This is a genomic window from Peribacillus alkalitolerans, assembly GCF_010882125.1.
GTDB classification, from domain to species: Bacteria; Bacillota; Bacilli; order Bacillales; family DSM-1321; genus Bacillus_BN; species Bacillus_BN alkalitolerans.
On record NZ_JAAGVZ010000001.1, the window covers coordinates 151,133 to 172,849 of the forward strand.

At 39.6% G+C, this 21,717-nt stretch carries 20 protein-coding genes, 1 tRNA gene and 1 riboswitch; of the genes, 2 read left to right on the forward strand and 19 right to left on the reverse strand.

What is annotated here, in order from left to right; all coding sequences use genetic code 11:
* Positions 1-46: 46 nt before the first annotated feature.
* Positions 47-586: a hypothetical protein gene (locus G3O09_RS00755; protein ID WP_163099074.1), complete on the forward strand. Its 540-nt coding sequence runs from the start codon at positions 47-49 to the stop codon at positions 584-586.
* Between the two features lie 27 nt (positions 587-613).
* Here the strand turns inward: G3O09_RS00755 and G3O09_RS00760 are convergent, their stop codons facing one another.
* The 19 genes from G3O09_RS00760 to G3O09_RS00850 all read right to left on the reverse strand — a co-directional run bounded on the left by G3O09_RS00760 (position 614) and on the right by G3O09_RS00850 (position 20,816).
* The gene (locus G3O09_RS00760; RefSeq protein ID WP_163099077.1) at positions 614-1,351 is read right to left on the reverse strand and encodes an amino acid ABC transporter ATP-binding protein; all 738 of its coding nucleotides are present in this window, start codon (positions 1,349-1,351) and stop codon (positions 614-616) included.
* A gap of 19 nt (positions 1,352-1,370) precedes the next feature.
* Positions 1,371-2,141, reverse strand: coding sequence for an amino acid ABC transporter permease (locus G3O09_RS00765; RefSeq protein ID WP_163099079.1), 771 nt, complete (start codon positions 2,139-2,141; stop codon positions 1,371-1,373).
* Positions 2,142-2,205: 64 nt separating this feature from the next.
* Positions 2,206-3,042 carry a transporter substrate-binding domain-containing protein gene (locus G3O09_RS00770; protein ID WP_163099081.1) on the reverse strand — a complete coding sequence of 279 codons (837 nt, stop codon included), beginning with the start codon at positions 3,040-3,042 and terminating at the stop codon, positions 2,206-2,208.
* Between the two features lie 112 nt (positions 3,043-3,154).
* Positions 3,155-3,336: riboswitch (Lysine riboswitch) on the reverse strand.
* A gap of 300 nt (positions 3,337-3,636) precedes the next feature.
* Entirely contained in the window at positions 3,637-4,536 is a 900-nt protein-coding gene (gene murQ, locus G3O09_RS00775) for an N-acetylmuramic acid 6-phosphate etherase (protein WP_163099083.1), read from the reverse strand.
* 21 nt (positions 4,537-4,557) lie between these two features.
* Entirely contained in the window at positions 4,558-5,394 is an 837-nt protein-coding gene (locus G3O09_RS00780) for a carbohydrate ABC transporter permease (RefSeq protein WP_163099085.1), read from the reverse strand.
* A gap of 13 nt (positions 5,395-5,407) precedes the next feature.
* Positions 5,408-6,385 carry a carbohydrate ABC transporter permease gene (locus tag G3O09_RS00785; RefSeq protein WP_163099087.1) on the reverse strand — a complete coding sequence of 326 codons (978 nt, stop codon included), beginning with the start codon at positions 6,383-6,385 and terminating at the stop codon, positions 5,408-5,410.
* Positions 6,386-6,457: 72 nt separating this feature from the next.
* The gene (locus G3O09_RS00790) at positions 6,458-7,726 is read right to left on the reverse strand and encodes an ABC transporter substrate-binding protein (protein WP_163099089.1); all 1,269 of its coding nucleotides are present in this window, start codon (positions 7,724-7,726) and stop codon (positions 6,458-6,460) included.
* An 88-nt stretch (positions 7,727-7,814) separates the two neighbouring features.
* Complete coding sequence (locus tag G3O09_RS00795) at positions 7,815-8,876, reverse strand: serine hydrolase domain-containing protein (protein ID WP_240338289.1); 1,062 nt, start codon at positions 8,874-8,876, stop codon at positions 7,815-7,817.
* A gap of 12 nt (positions 8,877-8,888) precedes the next feature.
* Positions 8,889-9,746: a MurR/RpiR family transcriptional regulator gene (locus G3O09_RS00800; protein ID WP_163099091.1), complete on the reverse strand. Its 858-nt coding sequence runs from the start codon at positions 9,744-9,746 to the stop codon at positions 8,889-8,891.
* Positions 9,747-9,915: 169 nt separating this feature from the next.
* Entirely contained in the window at positions 9,916-11,064 is a 1,149-nt protein-coding gene (locus tag G3O09_RS00805; RefSeq protein WP_163099093.1) for an exo-beta-N-acetylmuramidase NamZ family protein, read from the reverse strand.
* Between the two features lie 398 nt (positions 11,065-11,462).
* Positions 11,463-12,758 carry a phosphopyruvate hydratase gene (gene eno, locus G3O09_RS00810; protein ID WP_163099095.1) on the reverse strand — a complete coding sequence of 432 codons (1,296 nt, stop codon included), beginning with the start codon at positions 12,756-12,758 and terminating at the stop codon, positions 11,463-11,465.
* A gap of 26 nt (positions 12,759-12,784) precedes the next feature.
* Complete coding sequence (gpmI, locus tag G3O09_RS00815; RefSeq protein ID WP_163099097.1) at positions 12,785-14,323, reverse strand: 2,3-bisphosphoglycerate-independent phosphoglycerate mutase; 1,539 nt, start codon at positions 14,321-14,323, stop codon at positions 12,785-12,787.
* Positions 14,316-15,077 carry a triose-phosphate isomerase gene (gene tpiA, locus G3O09_RS00820; RefSeq protein ID WP_163099099.1) on the reverse strand — a complete coding sequence of 254 codons (762 nt, stop codon included), beginning with the start codon at positions 15,075-15,077 and terminating at the stop codon, positions 14,316-14,318. The genes gpmI and tpiA overlap by 8 nt, the downstream gene beginning before the upstream one ends.
* 73 nt (positions 15,078-15,150) lie before the next feature.
* Positions 15,151-16,332: a phosphoglycerate kinase gene (locus G3O09_RS00825; protein ID WP_163099101.1), complete on the reverse strand. Its 1,182-nt coding sequence runs from the start codon at positions 16,330-16,332 to the stop codon at positions 15,151-15,153.
* A 173-nt stretch (positions 16,333-16,505) separates the two neighbouring features.
* Positions 16,506-17,513: a type I glyceraldehyde-3-phosphate dehydrogenase gene (gene gap, locus G3O09_RS00830; protein WP_163099103.1), complete on the reverse strand. Its 1,008-nt coding sequence runs from the start codon at positions 17,511-17,513 to the stop codon at positions 16,506-16,508.
* Positions 17,514-17,577: 64 nt separating this feature from the next.
* Positions 17,578-18,600 carry a sugar-binding transcriptional regulator gene (locus G3O09_RS00835; protein ID WP_163099105.1) on the reverse strand — a complete coding sequence of 341 codons (1,023 nt, stop codon included), beginning with the start codon at positions 18,598-18,600 and terminating at the stop codon, positions 17,578-17,580.
* Positions 18,601-18,745: 145 nt separating this feature from the next.
* Complete coding sequence (locus tag G3O09_RS00840; RefSeq protein WP_163099107.1) at positions 18,746-18,985, reverse strand: glutaredoxin family protein; 240 nt, start codon at positions 18,983-18,985, stop codon at positions 18,746-18,748.
* A gap of 11 nt (positions 18,986-18,996) precedes the next feature.
* A complete protein-coding gene (rpoN, locus tag G3O09_RS00845; protein WP_163099109.1) occupies positions 18,997-20,331 on the reverse strand; it encodes an RNA polymerase factor sigma-54 in 1,335 nt (444 codons plus the stop codon).
* A 413-nt stretch (positions 20,332-20,744) separates the two neighbouring features.
* Positions 20,745-20,816 (reverse strand) — tRNA-Arg (locus tag G3O09_RS00850).
* A 278-nt stretch (positions 20,817-21,094) separates the two neighbouring features.
* Between G3O09_RS00850 and clpP the strand changes: the two genes are divergently transcribed.
* A complete protein-coding gene (clpP, locus tag G3O09_RS00855) occupies positions 21,095-21,703 on the forward strand; it encodes an ATP-dependent Clp endopeptidase proteolytic subunit ClpP (RefSeq protein ID WP_163099111.1) in 609 nt (202 codons plus the stop codon).
* Positions 21,704-21,717 lie beyond the last annotated feature (14 nt).

The window sequence follows — 21,717 nt, forward strand, 5'->3', positions numbered from 1 at the left end:
AATAGGGTATAATATTGAAAAAGTTGGAAAAGGAGTGAAATCATTTATGTTCATGAATATCATCCGACAAATAGATGGATTGAATATCATACTAGCCGTTTTAGGGGCTATAGCTCTTATTTTCGTAGATATGAACATACTTGAAGGAATTCTATTGGTTATTTCAAGCCTTTTGCTATTCCTGTCTAAATATCGTCCTCAAAGATCGGTTATATTCTTTTCCTATTTAAGCAGTATCTTATTTCTGGGTAATCTATTTTTAAAAACGACAGAAGAAACTAGTCGCTCTAGTATATGGCTTCCTTCTAATATTACAACCTTGGCTTTATTTACAGCCATTATTGCAGCCATTGCGGCTTTAAGTAGATTTGGGACAACTACCCTATCGATTGTTTGGCTTACGACGCATATCTTAATCTTTATTTCCAGCTTACAGATAGGCAGCTTTATCGATTCATTCTGGAGCTATAATTCACTGTTTCTTGCTATACATCGATACTATCCATTTTTGATTATGAGCATGCTGATTGGCGTCTTCCTTGAAAAATTCCAGCTTGAAATGATTCGTGAATATCGAAATAGGTAAGAAAAAGGTGAGGGAAATCCCTCACTTTTAGGCCTTTAGGGTTCGTTTTAAGAATTCCTTAGTTCGCTCTTGAGTCGGATGGTTAAAAATTTGCTCAGGACTACCTTCCTCAGCGATAACCCCTTTGTCCATAAATACCACTCGGTCCGATACTTCTTTTGCAAATTCCATTTCATGGGTTACAATCATCATCGTTAAACCTGATTCTGCAAGCTCCTTCATTACTTTCAGGACCTCACCAACCATTTCTGGATCAAGGGCAGATGTTGGTTCATCAAATAACATCACATCCGGTTCCATGGATAGTGCCCTGGCGATTGCCACACGTTGTTTTTGGCCACCTGATAATTGCTTTGGTTTTGCGTTTATATATTTGTCCATACCAACAGTCTTCAAGTATTTCATAGCTACCTTTTCAGCTTCATCCTTTGTGCGTTTCAAGACCTTCACTTGTCCTACCACACAATTGTTTAATACATTGTGATTATTGAACAGATTAAATTGTTGGAATACCATTCCTAACTTTCTACGGTATGTGGGAATATCATGTTTGTCATCTAAGATATTTTCACCTTTATAGATGATTTGGCCGCCTGATGGTTTTTCCAGCAGGTTAATACAACGTAAAAGAGTCGACTTACCAGATCCAGAAGAACCGATAATGCTTACTACTTCTCCTTTTTCCACTGAAAAATCAATGTCTTTTAGCACTTCATTTGTTCCAAAGGATTTGCTCAAATGTTGAATATCTATGACTTTTTCCACGTGATCTCCTCCTTCTCCCTTATTGGTGTTCACTCTTAAGGTTTGTTGTATGAACCGTCGTGTATTGCTGTTCTTGATTTCCAATCACTGTAAAGTTATCAGGACCGTCTAATTTTCGTTCGAAATAACGTAGAATTCTTGTCACCATAAAGGTCATGACGAAATAAATCATACAGGCGACAAAAAATGATTCAAAATATCTGAAATTGTTTCCTGCAACTGACTTTGTCAGGAAATATAATTCTGTTACTGAAATAACATTTAGAACTGAAGTATCTTTGATGTTAATAACAAACTGATTGCCCGTTGCAGGTAAGATATTGCGAATGACTTGTGGTAAAACGACAGTAAACATCGTTTGAAAATGGGTCATGCCAATCGCATGGGCAGCTTCAAACTGTCCTTTGTCAATCGATTCAATGCCACCACGAACAATTTCCGCCATATAAGCTCCTGTATTGATCGAAACTACAAGGATTGCGGCAAACAAAACATTCATATCGATACCGAATGCTAAAGCGGAACCATAATAAATAACCATCGCTTGTACAATCATCGGGGTTCCACGGAAAAATTCTATATATATGGAAAGAATGAAGTTTATTACTTTAAGAACTACTTTTTTGGGACCTCTTTCAGGTTCTGGAATCGTTCGAATTACCCCTGCCAATAAACCAATAATTGCCCCAATGAGGGTACCTATAAGTGCTATAAGAAGTGTTAAACCTGCTCCTCGAAGGAACATAGGCCAATTCTCTGAAATAATTTTCACTACCCACTCGAAGCTCATCCTCTTTCTCCTCCTTTAATAATAAGACCGACTGTAAGTTGCTACAGCCGGTCTCACATGATTTTTATTCTGCTGCAGGTTGGTTTTTAATTGCCTCATCCATGATGCTAGTACGATCTTCTTCTGAAATCCCTTTTAGAATTTCATTGATTGTGTCTGTTAACTCACTGTCTTTTTTAAGGCCAACAGCAATAGCTGTATCATCTTCAGATGTTTGGAATCCATCTGTAAATTCAACCATTGCGTAATTTTCATTGGCTGCTGAAGCACTTACTGCTTCAGGCCGCTCTGAAACATACCCATCTATCATTCCTGATTCAAGCGCAACTCGCATTGCTGGGAAGTTGTCCATAGCAGTAGCTTTCTTTACGCCTTCAATTTGATCAATCACTGTATAGTGGAAGGTATTCAATTGTGCTGTAACTTTTGCTCCCTTGAAATCTTGGATGGAAGTTGCACCTTCATATTTTCCACCTTTTTTCACAACCATAACAAGGTTTGATTTGTAATAGTTGTCCGAGAAGTCTATCGTTTCTTTTCGTTCTGCAGTAGGGGACATCCCTGCGATGATCGCATCGATTTTCCCTGAAGTCAATGCCGGTACAAGACCATCCCATTCTGTTTTAACAATGACTAATTTCTTTCCTAATCCATCTGCGATTTTTTTTGCTACTTCTATGTCATAACCGCCAGCATATTCCGAACTGCCTTCGATTTTCACACCGCCATTGGAATCATCATTTTGAGTCCAGTTAAATGGGGCATAACCCGCTTCAAGACCTACCTTAAATGTATCACCTTCTGTTGATCCTGAGCCGGAGTCGCTACTTTTTCCACATCCAGCTAATAGAATCATAGCTGAAATGATTAAAACCATAATGAAAGAAAATTGTTTTCTCATATTAGTACTCTCCTTTTATTAAATAATTACATAAAATGAAATAAAAAAAACGACCTGAGATAAACTCAGGTCGTAGTGTACGTAGTTGCCCTAAAGTCCTCTTCTTTTCCCAAAATGAGATAGCTCAACTCAATAAACCGGGATGTTTATTGAGACAGTCCTGCAGTTCTTAACTACAGACCCAGCAAGTAATACTGAGAATATTACTAACTTCGGCGACATTTCCTTCTCTCTAGCATCATAGCTTCTCGAACTCCACTAAAGACTGTTAAATATCGCGCCTCTACCTCACTGATAAAAGTGAGGTCATATTAAGTTATATTTAATAGGCTACAACAACCTATTAATTATGTCAACCTAGTATAATAGTTTTTATTATATTAAAATATCTAAATTCATTAGAAAACTTGGCTAGCGCCAAGCCTAAGCGCTGGCGATTGCATAGTTGCACTTATACTTTATTCCTAAAATTGACCACGACGCCGACTTACTTCTTTGCTGCCAATTTATACTTTCTAAAAGTACAAAAAAAGAATCCAAAATAAATTTGGATCCGTTCTTCGTATTGGGATTGGTTATTTCAAGAGAATCGCCCTAATCTCTTCTTATTGCTTCAAATAAAAATCCATTTACAGCGTTTAATTTTTGCTCTGCAGTTGTTTTGTCACATCCAAATTTGTGCATAACTATGGCTGCTTTTAAATGCCCTCCTGAACGAACAAAAAGATCTTCTGCTTCTTCACGATTACAGTTGGTAGCCAAGGAAATTATTCGTTTTGCACGGTGAATCAGTTTAAGATTTGTAGGCTGGACATCCACCATAAGATTTTCATACACCTTGCCCAATTTAATCATGGAGGCTGTAGTCAGCATATTTAGTACAAGCTTTTGTGCAGTCCCTGCTTTCATCCTAGTCGAACCCATTATGACCTCTGGTCCTACTTCCACGCCAATGTGTATATCAGCATATTGGTTCATTAATGCTAATTTGTTACAGGAAAAAGCAACCGTTTTAGCCCCTCTTTCGCGCGCTTCCTTAAGTGCCCCAATTACATAGGGTGTACGACCACTCGCGGCAATTCCGATTACGGTATCGGTTGAACCAACCTGTTTTTGCTTCAAATCTTCTCTGCCCAATTCCTCATCATCCTCGGCACCTTCTACTGCTTTCAAAATAGCAGTATAGCCACCTGCAATTAACCCCTGTATAAGTTCTGAATTTGTACCGTACGTCGGTGGACATTCCGCTGCATCAAGAATCCCTAGTCGACCACTCGTACCAGCACCTACATAGAATAACCTTCCGCCTTTTTTGAAACTTTCAACTATCACATCCACCGCTTTCGAAATCGATGGAATTTCTTCTTTTACCTTTGTTGCCACCATTTCATCATGCTTATTAATGGAATAAAGAATCTCTTCTATAGATTGTCGATCAATATATTTGGTTTCCCTGTTTCTTCTTTCAGTTGCTAGATGTTCAATTAGTTCCATAATATACACCCTCCAGACCTATTATTTAATAGCCCCAGCTGTCAGTCCTTCAATGAACTGTTTAGACATCACAAAGAATACAATGACGACTGGAATAATAGATAGTGCTAATCCAGCAAACAAAAGACTCCAATCCGTTGTATATTCCCCAAAAAAACTCGTAATCCCTACTGGAACAGTGTATAAACTCTCTTCTTTAATCAAGATATACGGAAAGAAGAAATCATTCCAGAAGGACATAAAGTTAAAGATGGCCACTGTCGACAGCGCCGGACGTACCAATGGCAGCATAATTTTATAGTAGATTTGAAATGAATTAGCCCCTTCTATTTTAGCCGCCTCCACCATTTCTTCCGGAATGCTTTTGAAGAAGGTATATAGAATAAAGATAGAAAAGGATAGTCCACTGGCTACATAAACGAGAATTAACCCTGTATAGGTATCTAGCAATCCTAAATCACGAACCAATATATACAAGGGGATGATAGCCAAACGGATTGGGAGCATTAACCCTAGCAGAAAGATGAAATAAATTACGAAGCTCCCCTTAAATTTGAAACGTGCAAGTACATATGCCGCAAGAGAGGCTAGTAACAAAACGAGAAAAACAGATACTAACGTAACAAATACGCTGTTTTTAAAATAAACACCGAAATTTGCTTCATTCCAGGCGTTAATATAATTGACGAAGGAAAAGGATTTAGGCAATCCATATGGCGCAGAAAAAATCTCCTGTGTTGTTTTGAAAGAGTTAAAGATAACGAGAATTGCCGGATATACAACCGTCAAGGAATATGCAATGAGAAATAGGTGGACGATAATCCAATTAAATTTGATTTTCCTCGATAAAATATTCATATAGTCTACACCCCTAATACTTCACGTCGAATTTTTTCTGAAGATAAACGGCAATTAATGATATAGGAATAACAATGATGAACATCATCGTAGCCAAGGAAGCACCTAATCCCATTCCGGTAGCCGTACTTCCCATTCCCCCGAATGCTGTCCTATAAAATAACGTCCCTAAAACGTCCGTGGAATAAAACGGACCTGCCTCAGAGCCTTCTAGCAAGAATATTAGCTCAAATGTTCCAAAGCTGCCGATGAAGGTTAAAACAGCTATAGTAAGCATTGGTGGGAGCAAGAGAGGAAAAACAATTTTTGTAAAAATTTTAAAAGAAGAGGCTCCATCCACAACTGCTGCTTCAATCAAAGACTTTGGAATACTTATCATCGCAGCTAAAAATACAAGTATCGGGAAGCCTAAGCTATGCCATAACCCGATTAAAATGATGACTGGCAGTGCAGTGTGCTCGTCGCCAAGCCACGGAAGTGCTAATTGGTCAAGGCCGATTGTTTTCAATAACCGATTAATTACTCCCCATTGCGGGTTCAGCATTAATCCCCATAAAAAGGCTACAACTGCCAAAGAAAAAGTGTGCGGCATGAAAAATAGAGTTTTATATATTCCAGCGCCTTTAATTTTTTGAGAAAGCAAGTAAGAAATAAACATCCCAAAGAAAATACTGAAAATGATATTAATGACAAACACTATGGCATTATGTCCTAGAGCACGATAAAACATTGTGGAAAAGGGTTCTTCGGTAAGCCATTTAACATAATTACCGAAACCAACCCATTGATCCATCGGACCAATTCCGCTCCACTCAAAGAAACTCATAATGATACTGCTGAGAAATGGGTACAAAATAAAGAGTCCATATAAAACGAGAGCTGGTAATAGCATTAATAAAAAAGAATATTTTTTAATCCTTAAACCAAGACCTGGCTTTTTTACAGTCTCTATAGGTACCTGCTTCGCCTGCAGTTCGATTGGATTTGACACTCCGTTTCCTCCTTCCATTGTCCGATTAAAAATACGAGGTTGACCCAGGTAGGGCCAGCCTCGTTTTCATTGTTATTTTTTGAATGGTTTATACCACTTAGATAGATCCTTTTGAACCTGATCTGCCAATTGCTGAGGTGTTTGCTTTCCTGCAAACATGGATTGCATACCTGCTGAAAGAAGTGTTCCGACAGCAGGATCTCCATAATCAAATGGTGAACGGATACGGAAAAGCTGATTGATCGAATTGTTTTCAAAACGATCCATTGCTTGTGTCAACGACTCAGAAGCATTTGCTGCCTTAACTCCAGGATAGGCGGAGATTTCTCCGAATGTATCCGTGTAAAGCTGTCCATAATCCTTCGTTGCTGTATACGAAAGTACTTCCAAGGCTAAGTCTTTGTTATTGGCTTTTGCATTCAAACCATATCCTCCATCAACAAACGCATAAATATGAGATTCCTCTCCAGCATTTACGGATGGTGCCATGAAGCTTCCAATTTTCATATTAGGGTTTTGTTCCTTATATGTTCCAACGGACCAGATACCATCCAAAATGATTGCAGCTTGCTCTTGCGTGAACAAGGTTTGCATATCCTGATAGCTTGATGCTGAATATCCATCTTGGAAATATTTTTTCAAGTCATTGATACGGGTTAAAACATCGACAAATTGCGGATCACTAAATTTGTTTTTACCTTCTATTAATCCTTTTACCCAATCATCCCCTAACGATGTTGCCCCTACAGAGTCAGCAATTAGGTTCAGCGCCCAGCCTTCACGACCGGAAACGGCCATTGGAGTAACACCATTGGATTTTAACGTTTCCATTGTTTTGATTAACTCATCCCAAGTCTTTGGCTCAGAAAGGTTATATTTCGTAAAAATATCTTTATTATAGAAGAATTGAGAAGTTTGCACGGCGAATGGTACTGCAAAAGTTTTTCCATCCGAATTTACTTGTGATACGATACCTTCAGAGAAATCTTTTAAGCCGGCAATCTCATCCAAGGCTACGATTTGTTTAGCATCCGAATACTTGGTGATACCAGCGCCGGCCCGTAGGGTTAAGATATCCGGTCCTTTTCCGCCATTCATAGCCGTTTGAAGTGTTGCGTCATACTGGGTAGGTGTGACGCCACGGAATTTGATCGTGATATCTTTTCCCGCTTCATTAAGAGCTTTTTGTACTTTTTCCCAAATCTCTTTATCTTGGCTGCGCCAGCTCCATACCGTTACGGTCTTTCCATCTTTTTTATCCGCTGACGACTTGCTAGAGCATCCCGCTAAAGATCCAATGATCATCAACGCAACAAGAATCAGTGCCAACCATTTTTTCATCACCATTCCCCCTTGTTATTAATCCATTATTAGATTTCAATAACCTCCCCTAAATCCATCACCCCTTTCAAGTCAAAAAAACTTTCACTTACACTTCCAGTGCCATTGTAATTAAGGAATGCACGATTTTCCGAAAACGAATGATATCTGTTTCACGCCCATAGTGGACTCTATTAGTGAGAAGAATGACAGCAAAACCAAGCCTTGAATTGAACCAAAAGGATGTACCTGTAAATCCTGTATGGCCAATACTATCCTGAGGAAAAATATGCCCAACAGGAGATAAATCATTATCGACCAGCTGCCAGCCCAATCCGCGATAGATTCCGAGATTCTCCGTATAATTCCTGAAGGAGGCTTCTAATGTAAAAGGGGAAAAAATTTCTTTCCCTTTATAGGTCCCCTTATTCAATAAACATTGGGCATATTTCGTTAAATCTCCTAATGTAGAGAAAAGCCCCGCATGTCCACTAATTCCACCGAAGGCAGTGGCATTTTCATCGTGAACCGACCCCCATTGGAAGTCTTGTAGGTGCTCGCGGTATTCAGTTGCTGCGATTCTCTTTTTCAGCTTTGCTGCGGGATTAAAATAGGTATCTATCATTTCAAGAGGTTCAAAAATATGTTTACGTGCATATTCTGAGAGATTCATAGAGGAAATTTTTTCTACAAGAAAGCCTAATATTATGTAATTTAAATCGCTATAGATGACCTTCTCCTGAGGTTCTAATGACTTAAACAAATTAGAAATATCATGAACTGCTTCTTCTAGACTGTAATTTTTTCGATGGAAATTTAGGGACGCAGGTAGCCCACTAGAATGGGTTAACAAATGCTTGATCGTAATCTCATGTTGAGCGAAAAAAGGTAGAAAACGGGAAATTCGATCATTTAGATCAAGACTTCCAGTTTCGATTAGATGAAGAATCGCAGGTAGTGTGGCACATACCTTAGTCAATGAAGCTAAGTCAAAGATGGTCTCTGTACTTATGGGGAGCTTTTTCTCAGAATGTGCATTTCCGAATGCCTTCTGAAAAAGCAGCTTATCTTTTGTGACAATTGCCAATGCTGCACCGGGCATCTCCTTGGTGTCAATGCACCCTTGGATATAATCCTGCAGCCTATTAACTCGTTCCTGTTTCAGTTCCACTCTTCCCCCTCCTTATTTCCCCCGGTAACTTTGTTGAATGGCATTTCTTGATTTTCTTAAATACTCAATGGAGCTGTCATAATTCTTTCCGGCTGCACCAATAAATAAAATATCAATGACATTCAGTTGTACAATTCTTGAGGAAGTAGCCGCGCTACGCATATCCGATTCAGAGGATATCGTTTCCAGTTGGATATCTACCTCTTTGGCAAGCCGACTATATCCGTATTTTGTAATACCGATTGTCAAAGCCCCGTTTTTCTTTGCATTTTTGATTGCCTCAATAACGTGAACCGTCTCGCCTGAATAGGAAATTCCTACGGCAACATCTCTTTCACTCAAGGTCACAGAAGAAGTTAGTTGCATATGGGAATCCATATACGCCGTACAATGCTTGTTTATTCTCATAAATTTATGCAGGCCGTCAAGCGCTGCAAGCAAAGATGCCCCCGCAGCATAAAAATCAATGCGATTTGCCTTATACAAGGCATCCACAGCCTGTTCTATTTTGTGGGTATCTAATACTTTTGCGGTTTCCTTCAAGGAGTACATGCTATTATTAGTAATCGTTTCAATAAGCGTAGGAATATCATCATTCGGTTGAACCTCTTTAAATTCTTCTCCTCCATTTGCAGCAGTCTGCAAATCCCCAGCTATCCGGAGCTTCAATTCACGAAAGCCATCCACGCCTAAATTTTTGCAGAGTCTAATAATCGCTGATGAACTTGAATCACTCCGTTTTGCAAGCTCTTGTACCGAAAGCCTAATGACTTCTTGTGGGTTTTCCAAAATGTATTTTGCCGCTTTTTGCTCTGATGGATTAATACCTGAAATGGTTTCTCTAATAAGGGAGAGCCCGCCATTGATCATATCAATTCAGTCCTTTTATGGAAGCATTAATTGTAATCGCATTCAATAATTTCTGATAATTTAGAAAATAATACCGGTTATCCTTATCATAGAGAGCCTGAAATTTTGTGTCAAATATTTTTAAAAAATTCGAACTTTTGTACCAAATAACTCAAAATTTAACACTTTACTAGTAAAGATGATAGTTTTTCACTTTCTCTCTGAACTTGAGAGCGGTTTCCTTGCATTCTTCTAAATACTGATCGACTGTCCCATTTAAAATAATATTTTTCAGGCGATCGGTTCCTGTAAGCAAATGAAAGAAATCTAAGCCTTCTTCATTTGGTTCCCGAAATTGAAAATTATTTGGATAGAGTTCAGCGATTGTTTCAATCACTTTCAAACCAGTCTTGTAGGAATCTAGCTTCCTCCGTTCTGTAATATGAAGCTGGACACCCTCACACCGGACATTGATATGCTTTTGATAGGTTGGAACAAACGAAACAGGACGAGCGAGAATGGAAGAAATATTTTTTTCGTTTATCCTTTTGGCTAGTTCATATCCATCTATAAAAGGCGCACCAATAAATTCAAAGGGCCGAGTGGTTCCTCTTCCTTCAGATAGCGTTGTGCCTTCCACAAGGCAGGTACCGGGATACAGTAGCATCATGTCCATCGTTGTCGTATTTGGGGTAGGCTGAACCCAAAACAAATCTGTTTCATCAAAATACTTCTCCCTTGACCATCCTGTCATCTCAATTACTCTTAAATCACATGCAATATGAAACTCTTGTTGAAACAAAATCGCTAATTCTCCTATGGTCAATCCATGGCGATTTGGGATTGGATACTGACCGACAAAAGAAGTGAACCCTTCCTCCACTAAATTCCCTTCCACATCAATACCATTGATTGGGTTCGGTCGATCGAGCACGACAAATTCCTTCCCATACTTGCCGCACGCTTCCATCACATTAGCCATCGTGTAGATAAAGGTGTAGTACCGGGAACCAATATCCTGTAAATCAATAAACATCACATCGATTGTATCCAGCATCTCTTTGGAAGGAATCCTAGTTTCACCGTATAAGCTAAAGACTGGAAGACCGGTTTTTACATCGATATCATTTCCTACCTTTACCCCTTCCTTCGCATCCCCTCGTAGCCCATGCTCAGGACCGAATAGGGCAGTCAAGTTGATATCAGGATGCTGATAAAACAAATCGATAGACGGAACCAAATGATGGTTTACCCCCGTCATATTCGTCACAAGTCCGATCCGTTTACCTTTGTACTCCTGAATGAGATAATCTAAAAAATTTTCCAAGCCAAGTCTCATTCATCTCCACATCCTTTATTGAGATTCATCTCTTTAATCTGAATTATCTTAACATTCAGTTTATAATTAATCAAGACATCGGAGGGTGCCTGTCACGCCCCGAATTTTATTGTTTCACAATTTTGTTCCACGTTTTGTCCATTATAAAAAAAGTGTTGTTTTCTACTGGTTACTTGTCTGGAGAAAAGGTTTTTAAGAGAATAAGCTTGAAAATTTTTCTAATATCCATGAAATCATTCTTAAAAAATGACAAACTTTACAAGAAACATTTTAGTGTATTTATTTACCTTTTTCCCTTTAGATCCTAATACTATTTCTAATGCGTGCTATTAAAAGACTTCTTATTTCAACCGAAAAAAACCTGCTCCCTCGTCAGGGAGCAGGTTTAGAAAGAGAAATTACTTCTTCAAGTTATAGAAAGATTTCATCCCATCGTAAACAGCTAAATCACCAAGCTCGTCTTCAATACGCAGCAATTGGTTGTATTTCGCGATACGGTCAGTACGGGAAAGCGATCCTGTTTTGATTTGACCAGCATTTGTAGCAACTGCGATGTCAGCGATTGTAGCGTCTTCTGTTTCACCAGAACGGTGGGAAACAACTGCAGTGTAGCCTGCACGCTTAGCCATTTCGATTGCATCAAATGTTTCAGTCAAAGTACCGATTTGGTTAACTTTGATTAAAATGGAGTTTCCAACGCCTTGCTCGATACCTTGAGCTAGCTTTTTAGTGTTTGTAACGAATAGGTCATCACCAACAAGTTGGACTTTGTTACCGATACGCTCAGTTAGTAACTTGTGGCCTTCCCAGTCGTTTTCGTCTAAACCATCTTCAATAGAGATGATTGGGAATTCGTTAACAAGCTCTTCGTAGAAGTTAACCATATCTTCTGAAGATAAGCCAGTGCGTCCTTCTCCAGCAAGGTCGTATTTGCCTGTTTCTTTGTTATAGAACTCAGAAGAAGCAACGTCCATACCAAGGAAGATGTCTTTTCCAGCTTCATAACCAGCGTTTTTAATTGCTTCAATGATTACTTCAAGAGCTTCACGGTTAGAACCAAGATTTGGAGCGAAACCACCTTCGTCACCAACTGCAGTATTTAAGCCTTTTCCGCTTAATACTTTTTTCAAGCTATGGAATACTTCAGCACCCATACGGATTGCTTCTTTAAAAGATGGAGCTCCTGTAGGTAAGATCATGAACTCTTGGAAGTCCACGTTATTATCTGCATGAGAACCACCATTGATGATGTTCATCATTGGAGTTGGAAGCTGCTTAGCGTTGAATCCACCTAGGTAACGGTATAAAGGAAGACCAACAGAATCAGCTGCAGCATGTGCTACTGCCATTGAAACACCTAGGATTGCGTTCGCTCCTAATTTACCTTTATTTTCAGTGCCATCAAGTTCGATCATTGTACGGTCGATACCAACTTGATCCGTAACATCCATGCCGATGATTGCTTCTGAAATGATATTGTTTACATTATCAACCGCTTTTTGAACACCTTTTCCAAGGTAACGGGATTTGTCGCCATCGCGAAGTTCTACCGCTTCGTGTTCACCAGTCGAAGCACCAGAAGGAACTAGTGCACGTCCGAAGTAACCTGATTCAGTCATTACTTCTACTTCAATAGTTGGGTTTCCACGAGAATCTAAAATTTCACGAGCATAAGCGTAAGAAATGTATGGCATATCAAAAATCTCTCCTTTAATGGATATTAGTTTTTTTGAATTAATGAATTCCCTGTCATCTCGGCAGGTTTATCTAACTTTAAAAGTTCAAGCATAGTTGGTGCAAGGTCACCTAGAATCCCATCTTGGCGCAAGGTCACCTGTTTATTTGTCACAATGACAGGGACTGGATTTGTCGTATGAGCAGTCATTGGAGTACCCTCTAAAGTAACAACCTCATCCGCATTTCCATGATCGGCTGTAATGATCGCTTGACCACCTTTTGCAAGGATGGCATCAATCACTTTTCCTAAGCACTCATCGACAGTTTCAACCGCTTTAATGGTAGGTTCAAGCATACCAGAATGCCCTACCATATCAGGGTTTGCATAGTTGAGGATAATCGCATCAAACTTATCAGCTGCTATCTGATTAAGTAGTGCATCCGTCACCTCATATGCGCTCATTTCAGGCTTCAGGTCATAGGTTGCGACTTTTGGTGAATTGATAAGTATGCGCTGTTCACCAGGGAATTCCTTCTCACGACCTCCACTCATAAAGAATGTAACGTGTGGATATTTCTCTGTTTCAGCGATTCTTAGTTGAGTTTTATTATTCTGCGCTAAAACCTCACCAAGAGTATTATCTAGGTTTGTCGGCTTGAATGCAACAAAACCCTTCACTGTTTCTGAAAAATGAGTCAAACAAACGAAGAATAAATTTTTAGGATACTCCGGTCCTCGATCAAAAGAACGGAAATCTTCGTTTGTAAAAGTATTAGAAATTTGGATTGCTCTGTCAGGTCTAAAATTATAGAAAATAACAGCATCATCGTCTTGAATCGTAGAGATCGGTTGTCCTTCTTCGTCTGTTATAACAGATGGAATGACAAATTCATCAAAAATTCCATGTCGGTAAGAGTCTTCGACACATTCAAGTGCCGATGAATATACTGGACCCTCTCCATAGACCATAGATCGATACGATTTTTCAACACGTTCCCAACGTTGATCACGGTCCATGCTATAGTAACGTCCAGATACTGTGGCGATTTTCCCAACGCCAAGGTCTTTCATTTTCGCTTCTGCCTCTTCAATGAATCCTTGTGCAGTTTGAGGACCTACGTCACGTCCATCTAAGATGGCGTGAACATAGACTTTATCCACTCCGTTATCAGCTGCCAGCTTTAACAAAGCATATAAATGTTCGATATGGCTATGTACCCCACCATTAGATAATAGACCAAAAATATGCAAATTCTTGCCGTTCTTTTTCACGTGGTCTAGTGCAGAAGTAATGGTTTCATTTTTTTCAAATTCACCCTCACGAATCGCCTTATTTACGCGTGTTAGGCTTTGATAAACGATTCGGCCCGCTCCAATATTCAAATGTCCGACTTCGGAATTGCCCATTTGTCCTTCTGGTAAGCCTACCGCTTCTCCACTAGCCGTTAACGTGGCATGGGGAAATTCATTCCATAATCGGTCAAAGTTAGGTTTTTTCGCTTGAGCTACCGCATTTCCTTCTGTAGTTCCACGTAATGCGAAACCGTCTAGGATGATTAATGCAATGGGTGCTTTACTCATTCTGCCCTGCCTCCAATAACTGTAAGAAAGACGAAGCTTCTAGACTGGCACCGCCAACCAATGCACCGTCAATATCAGGTTGTGCCATATATTCCTTAATGTTAGAAGGCTTCACACTTCCACCATACTGAATACGGACTGCACCCGCTACATCTTCGGAAAATTGCCCTGCAACGACTGAACGGATATGTGCACAAACTTCATTGGCGTCATCAGCTGTAGAAGATTTGCCAGTACCAATCGCCCAAATTGGCTCATAAGCAATGACCGTTTGTTTAACTTGATCAGAATCAAGACCTTGCAGAGCCTTTTTGATTTGATCTCCAACTAAGTCATTTGTCTTTCCACTTTCACGCTGCTCCAGTGTTTCTCCACAGCACACGATTGGTGTCAAACCATGTTTGAAGGCAGCCAATACTTTCTTATTGACTGATTCGTCTGTTTCATTAAACATTTCTCTTCGCTCAGAATGCCCTAAAATAACATATTTCACTCCGATGTCTGCTAATGCTACAGGACTCACTTCCCCAGTAAAAGCACCGCTTTCTTCAAAATGCATGTTCTGTGCGCCGATTTCAACGTCAGAATTTTGAGAACCTTGGACTAACTGTTCAAGAAATAAAGCAGGTGCACAAATGACAGATTCCATCTTATCTTTAGAAGGAACTAGCTTGACTACCTCTTCCAAAAAGCTTTTTGCTTCACCTATTGTTTTATGCATTTTCCAATTTCCAGCAATGATCGGTTTACGCATGCTTCCCATCCTTTCCGAAATGAAGATTGATCGTGAGGCAAGCACTTACCCCATCTAAGAAAACAACCGCTATTTATTTATCGTTTAATGCGACAACACCTGGCAGCGCTTTACCTTCCATGAACTCAAGTGATGCTCCACCACCAGTAGAAATGTGAGACATCTTATCTGCAAGATTGAATTTTTCAACCGCAGCTGCAGAATCGCCACCGCCAATTACACTATAAGCATCAGAATCAGCTAGCGCTTGAGCTACTGCTTTTGTCCCTTCAGCGAACTTATCGAATTCGAATACTCCCATAGGTCCATTCCAAATTACTAGCTTAGAATTTTTGATGATATCAGCATAAAGCTCTCCCGTTTTTGGACCGATATCCAGAGCCTGCCAATCAGAAGGAATGGAATCGATATCTACGACCCTCGCTTCAGCATCAGGAGAGAACTCATTTGCTACTATCGCATCAATTGGCATATGGAATTGTACGCCTTTTTCCTTTGCCTTTTCTATAAACGTTTTTGCCAGTTCAATTTTATCTTCTTCTAGCAACGATCGACCAATTTCGTACCCCTGCGCTTTAATGAAGGTGTATGCCAATCCTCCACCGATGATTAAGTGGTCCACTTTTTCAAGCAAGTTTTCAATGACTCCAATCTTATCTTTTACCTTTGCTCCACCGATGATAGCAGTAAATGGACGATCTGGATTAGAAAGTGCCTTGCCTAAAACATCCAATTCTTTTTGCATTAAGAAACCGGAAACGGCTGGGATATATTTTGCGATTCCTTCTGTGGAAGCATGTGCACGGTGTGCTGCACCAAACGCATCATTGACAAAAACATCCGCTAAGTTAGCAAATGACTTAGCTAGTTCATCGTCATTTTTCTCTTCCCCAGGATAGAAACGAACATTTTCTAGTAATAATACATCGCCTTCCTGCATGGAATTAATTTTCCCCTCAACAGCTTCTCCGTATGCTTCATCCGTTTTCTCGACAGATTTACCAAGCAACTCACTTAAACGTACTGCAACAGCAGTCAATCTCATATCCTCATTTACTTGTCCTTTTGGACGTCCTAAATGGCTAGCTAAAAGGACTTTAGCACCTTGTTCTACAAGATATTGGATCGTTGGCAGAGCAGCACGGATCCTTGTGTCATCGGACACCTGTCCGTTTTGCATAGGTACGTTAAAATCCACACGGCAAAATACGCGTTTTCCTTTAACCTCGATGTCTTTAATTGATTGTTTGTTCATTTCCTAATGACCTCCTTAATCTAGTAAAGGGCAATACATTTCATTAAAGGATTGGAACTGTATCAAGGGAACGATTTTAAATGAAGAGCGTTTCCTTATTTCCGTCAAAAAAGGAAGGGGTAATCGCCCCTTCCCCTTAATCCCTTTTCCATTATAAAGAAAACGGGTATTTATTAAAATCCTTTTTTCGCAATGTAGTCAACAAGGTCTACAACACGGTTAGAATATCCTGTTTCGTTGTCATACCAAGAAAGTACTTTTACCATGTTTCCTTCCATTACCATTGTTGAAAGAGCGTCGATAGAAGATGAATGAGTGTTTCCATTGTAATCGCTAGATACTAATGGTAGCTCATTGAACTCAAGGATGCCTTTTAGATCTCCTTCAGCAGCTGCTTGGAATGCGGCATTTACTTCTTCAACAGTCACTTCTTTCTCAAGTTCAGCTACCAGATCCACTACGGATACGTTCGGAGTTGGAACACGCATAGCCATACCATTTAACTTACCTTTTAATTCAGGCAATACTAGTGCAACAGCCTTTGCAGCACCAGTTGAAGTTGGAATGATGTTTTCAGCTGCTGCACGAGCACGACGGTAGTCTTTATGTGGAAGGTCAAGAATTTGTTGATCGTTTGTATACGAGTGAACAGTTGTCATCATTCCACGCTTGATTCCGAACTTATCATTTAATACTTTTGCAAATGGTGCTAAACAGTTTGTTGTACAAGAAGCGTTCGATAATACATGGTGGTTTGCAGCATCGTATTTATCTTCGTTAACACCCATTACAATTGTGATGTCTTCATTAGATGCAGGAGCTGAGATGATGACTTTCTTCGCACCAGCTTCAAGGTGTTTGGCAGCATCTTCACGCTTAGTAAAACGTCCTGTTGATTCAACTACCACTTCTACTCCTAGGTCTCCCCAACCTAATTGAGCAGGATCACGTTCAGCCAATACCTTTACTTTGTGACCAGCCACTACTAGATATTCTCCATCAACTTTCACTTTTTCTTTTAATGAACCATGAACTGTATCATATTGTAAAAGATGAGCTAGCATATTAGCATCTGTTAAGTCATTGATTGCAACAATCTCCACGTTTGGATTATTTAGTGCTGCACGAAATACGTTACGTCCGATACGTCCAAATCCGTTAATACCAACTTTTACTGCCATATTAAAACTCCTCCTTGTTTATAAGAAAAAATATATATTTAGTATAGAACTATATGAAAGGGAACTATCCCTTTAATATCTCGATAGCCGCTGCCTCATCCGTTATGAGGACCGTATTTGCCGGGGCGCTTTTCATGTATGACCGAATCGCCTTTGCTTTGGACGCTCCTCCCGCAACCGCAAAAATATGTTTGGATTGCAATAAGTCATCCAGTTGAATCCCTACCGTCTGAACCCTGTGTACTACATCCCCATTTTCATTAAAATAATACCCAAAAGCTTCTCCAACGACTTTTTCAGCTTCCAATTTGGTAAGGGTATCTTCGGAAGTATTTCGTCTATTTGCCATTGTGATGGCGTCTCCTATTCCGTGCAGGACAATATCAGCAGATTCAATCAAATTCATGACTTCTTTGATCGAAGGTTCATTCATAAAAGACTGATAGGCTTCATGACTTACTTGGTCAGGGATGTATAAAAGTTTATATTGAGCATCCATTTTTTCTGCCATTTTAGCCGCGATGGTATTGGCTTGGTTTTGAACGTTTTCACCTAAACCTCCACGGGCTGGCACAAACAAAATTTCATGTGTCCCAGGCTTTGGCGTTAACATATCAGCGATAGCAGCCATTGTAGAGCCGCCGGTAACAGCGATGATATTTTGCCCTGAAATTTCATCTTTCATTCTTAACGCACACGCTCTACCGAGTTCATTTTTCACCCATGGAGATTGATCAGAATCACCAGAGATGATTATGGCTTCTTTCACATTCAAATGCTGAGCCAATTTCCTCTCCACATTGTCTATACCCGATACTTCACGCATTACTCTCTCCAATTTTTCCAGCACTTCTTCTCCCTCATTAGAAAGTTTCATGCCAGATGTGTGAAATTCAAGTAAATTTTGTACCTTTAAGAACTCAACTTCACTTCTGAGAACTCTTTCTGTCAAATTCAAACTACTCGATAAGCTTCTGCGTCCTACAGGTTGCATAAAACGAATGTAGCGCAAGATGTCATATCTTTTTTGCATGACAGAAAGTAAATCTGGTAATAATTTTTTTTGAACCTCAAGTAAAGATCTCATGGGCTATTTTCTCCTTCAATTCAGTTGGACATTTTTTGTCCCTATAAGACATATTATGTCCCACTAGGAGTAAAAAAAATTACCCTTGTTTCATAAACATTGTATCAAGGGTAATTTTTTTTTACAAGGAAAAAGCATAAAAGGTTTATAAATTCACAAATGCCTCAACTAAATCAGCGTCTATTTGACCATATTGAATGATTTCCCCATTCCATTCCACCACTGGAATCATCAAGCCAAATCGCTCAAGTAGTTCGTCATTAGAGTATATGTCAATTTCCACAAATGGTGTGCCTGTTTTCTCTTTAACACCTTCTAGTATGCTTTTTGCTTTTATACATAACGGACACTGAGTTCTCGTATATAAAACAAGGACCTTTTCCACTGATCATCATCCTATTCGTATCTTTTCCTTTTTGAGGAAGATTGAATTCCCAGTTGGTCGCGATATTTTGCAACCGTTCTTCTTGAAAGCACAATTCCATGCTCGGTTTTTAATGTATCAGCAATATCTTGGTCAGACAAAGGTTTTTGCTTATTCTCATTTTTAATTAAATTTTCGATTTCCCTTTTTGCCTGCTCTGCAGATACATCTTCGAAATCGGTTGATTGTAAATTACTTGAGAAAAATGACCGCATTTCAACCGTTCCGAACGGAGCCAATATATATTTTTCCTTCACTGCACGGCTAACAGTAGATTCGTGGACTTCCAATTGATCGGCGATATCCTTCATGGTCATAGGCTTCAAAAAGGAAAGACCTTTTATCATAGCTTCGGGTTGCTTCTCTGAGATGGATGTAACAACACGAAGAATGGTCTCTTTCCTTTGCTGAATCCCTTTAGCAATCCACTGATACTCTTGCCACTTTTCTTGCAGGAATTGATGGACGGTAGCGTCCTGTTTCTTTTTCAATTCAGCGTAATAGCCTTCATTTAATGAGAAGGATGGGATGGATAAGTCAGAATGATAAATGGAAAACTGCTGGTCTTTCCATTCAACCACCACATCCGGCACAATATAGGATGACTTTTCGTGATAAAACGCTGAACAAGGTCTAGGATTCAAGGTTTGGATAAAATCGAACACTTGTTGAATTTCTATTAACGAAATGCCGAGTTCCTTCGCTAGCTCTTTCCACTTCTTTTCAGCAAGCGGTAGAAAATGCCGCTCCAAAATGATGATGGCAAGCTCACTACAGGAACGAATCTTTTTTGCCTGGAGTAATAAGCATTCTTGGAGATTATAGGCTCCTACCCCAACAGGATCCATACTTTGTAAAACCTTAAGATTTGTTTCTATTGATTCTATAGGGACAGAAATGATATCTGATAACTCTTGTTTAGATACTCTTAAATACCCATTTTCGTCTAATTGCTGAATGAGCTTACGTAAGATATGCACGTCCTCCTTCGATAAGGAAGGGGGTATTTGTGAGAGAAGATGACGATCTAAAGATGGCTGTTCTTCACTGATTTGCTCAATCCAATATTTCGCATCTTGATTGGTACTTGGTTTCTTTTTTCTATTAAATGAGGCTGAAAAGTCTAAATCTTTGTCGTGCTTCGAGCTACTATCAACCGAGATTAACGGGTTTTCCAGAGATTTAGACTCAAGAAAAGAAGCTAACTCCTGTGAAGAGTATTGGAGGAGGGCAATAGCCTGTGAAAGCTCCTGAGTCATGGATAGCTTTAAAGATTGTTGCTGGAACAAACCTTGATTGAAATTCATGAAACATCCCCCTCCCTATACTGAAAACGCTTTCTATTTTATCATGAAGAATTTTGTTTAGTGAAATAACTATAGGTTGGATGAGTTTAGAGAGAAGAATTCAAGATAGTTGCATTGTCTTAAAAATTGGCCCTCTACATCCACTTTTCCTATGCTGCCAATTTAGATATAGGCTTTGGAAAGCTCATTGTTGATTTTGCACTGTGTTGATAGGAGCGGAAGGCGCGAGACTCCTGCGGGATAAGCGGGACAAGGGAGACCCCACAGGCGCAAGGCGCCGAGGAGGCTCCCGAACCGCCTGCGGAAAGCGAGTGCCTCTCGCTGCAATCAACAGGCTAGAATAAAAGAACCTAAAAAAGTTCTTTAGTGAAATAAAAACCTTCCGCTTATCAATAAGCGAAAGGCTCTAAGGACGCCCTCGGAGGGAATCGAACCCCCATTTCAAGAACCGGAATCTTACGTGCTATCCGTTGCACCACGAGGGCATGTAAAAGACAAACCTATTCAGTTGGTCCGGTGTTAATTATATTTCAGAATGACTGTGATTGCAATACGTTCTTAAGGTTTAAATCCTTCCAACTTGGGTAAGATGGTTAAAGGATTTTAAAAGTTTTATACTTAAAAAGTTGTCGAACGAAAATTTTAAATGCTAGTTCCTTTTGTTTGACCTAAATTGACCAAAGGTGTATCATTACAAGTACATAAGTTATTCCTAAGCTAGGAATGCAAATACCTATTCTCTATTCTTAAGGAGGAAATTAGCATGAACTTGATTCCTACAGTTATTGAACAAACAAATCGCGGGGAACGTGCTTATGACATTTATTCCCGTCTTTTAAAAGACCGTATTATCATGCTTGGTAGTGCTATCGATGATAACGTGTCGAACTCTATTGTTGCTCAGTTATTATTCTTAGAAGCGGAAAATCCAGAAAAAGATATCACTTTATACATTAACAGCCCTGGTGGTAGCATCACTTCAGGTATGGCGATTTATGATACTATGCAATACATCAAACCTAAAGTTTCTACGGTTTGTATCGGTATGGCTGCATCAATGGGTGCTTTCCTATTAGCAGCTGGTGAAAAAGGAAAACGATTTTCTCTTCCAAACAGTGAAGTTATGATCCACCAACCACTTGGTGGAGCTCAAGGTCAAGCAACAGAAATCGAAATCGCTGCTCGTCGTATCCTATTCTTACGTGATAAGCTTAATAAAATCTTGGCAGAACGCACTGGCCAACCACTTGAAGTCATCGAGCGTGACACAGAACGCGACAACTTCATGACAGCTGATAAAGCTTTAGAATACGGATTAATCGACCAAGTCATTAGCCGTAACGCCTTAGAAAATAATAAAGAAAATAAATAATACATAAGAAATCC

Bases quoted from the DNA above. Each gene is read 5' to 3' on its own strand.
- G3O09_RS00790 (WP_163099089.1), bottom strand. From the start codon at position 7,726: ATGAAAAAATGGTTGGCACTGATTCTTGTTGCGTTGATGATCATTGGA.
- eno (WP_163099095.1), bottom strand. From the start codon at position 12,758: ATGCCATACATTTCTTACGCTTATGCTCGTGAAATTTTAGATTCTCGT.
- G3O09_RS00755 (WP_163099074.1), top strand. From the start codon at position 47: ATGTTCATGAATATCATCCGACAAATAGATGGATTGAATATCATACTA.
- G3O09_RS00800 (WP_163099091.1), bottom strand. From the start codon at position 9,746: ATGATCAATGGCGGGCTCTCCCTTATTAGAGAAACCATTTCAGGTATT.
- gpmI (WP_163099097.1), bottom strand. From the start codon at position 14,323: ATGAGTAAAGCACCCATTGCATTAATCATCCTAGACGGTTTCGCATTA.
- murQ (WP_163099083.1), bottom strand. From the start codon at position 4,536: ATGGAACTAATTGAACATCTAGCAACTGAAAGAAGAAACAGGGAAACC.
- G3O09_RS00805 (WP_163099093.1), bottom strand. From the start codon at position 11,064: ATGAGACTTGGCTTGGAAAATTTTTTAGATTATCTCATTCAGGAGTAC.
- G3O09_RS00835 (WP_163099105.1), bottom strand. From the start codon at position 18,600: ATGAGATCTTTACTTGAGGTTCAAAAAAAATTATTACCAGATTTACTT.
- tpiA (WP_163099099.1), bottom strand. From the start codon at position 15,077: ATGCGTAAACCGATCATTGCTGGAAATTGGAAAATGCATAAAACAATA.
- gap (WP_163099103.1), bottom strand. From the start codon at position 17,513: ATGGCAGTAAAAGTTGGTATTAACGGATTTGGACGTATCGGACGTAAC.
- clpP (WP_163099111.1), top strand. From the start codon at position 21,095: ATGAACTTGATTCCTACAGTTATTGAACAAACAAATCGCGGGGAACGT.
- G3O09_RS00765 (WP_163099079.1), bottom strand. From the start codon at position 2,141: ATGAGCTTCGAGTGGGTAGTGAAAATTATTTCAGAGAATTGGCCTATG.
- G3O09_RS00825 (WP_163099101.1), bottom strand. From the start codon at position 16,332: ATGAACAAACAATCAATTAAAGACATCGAGGTTAAAGGAAAACGCGTA.
- G3O09_RS00780 (WP_163099085.1), bottom strand. From the start codon at position 5,394: ATGAATATTTTATCGAGGAAAATCAAATTTAATTGGATTATCGTCCAC.
- rpoN (WP_163099109.1), bottom strand. From the start codon at position 20,331: ATGAATTTCAATCAAGGTTTGTTCCAGCAACAATCTTTAAAGCTATCC.
- G3O09_RS00770 (WP_163099081.1), bottom strand. From the start codon at position 3,042: ATGAGAAAACAATTTTCTTTCATTATGGTTTTAATCATTTCAGCTATG.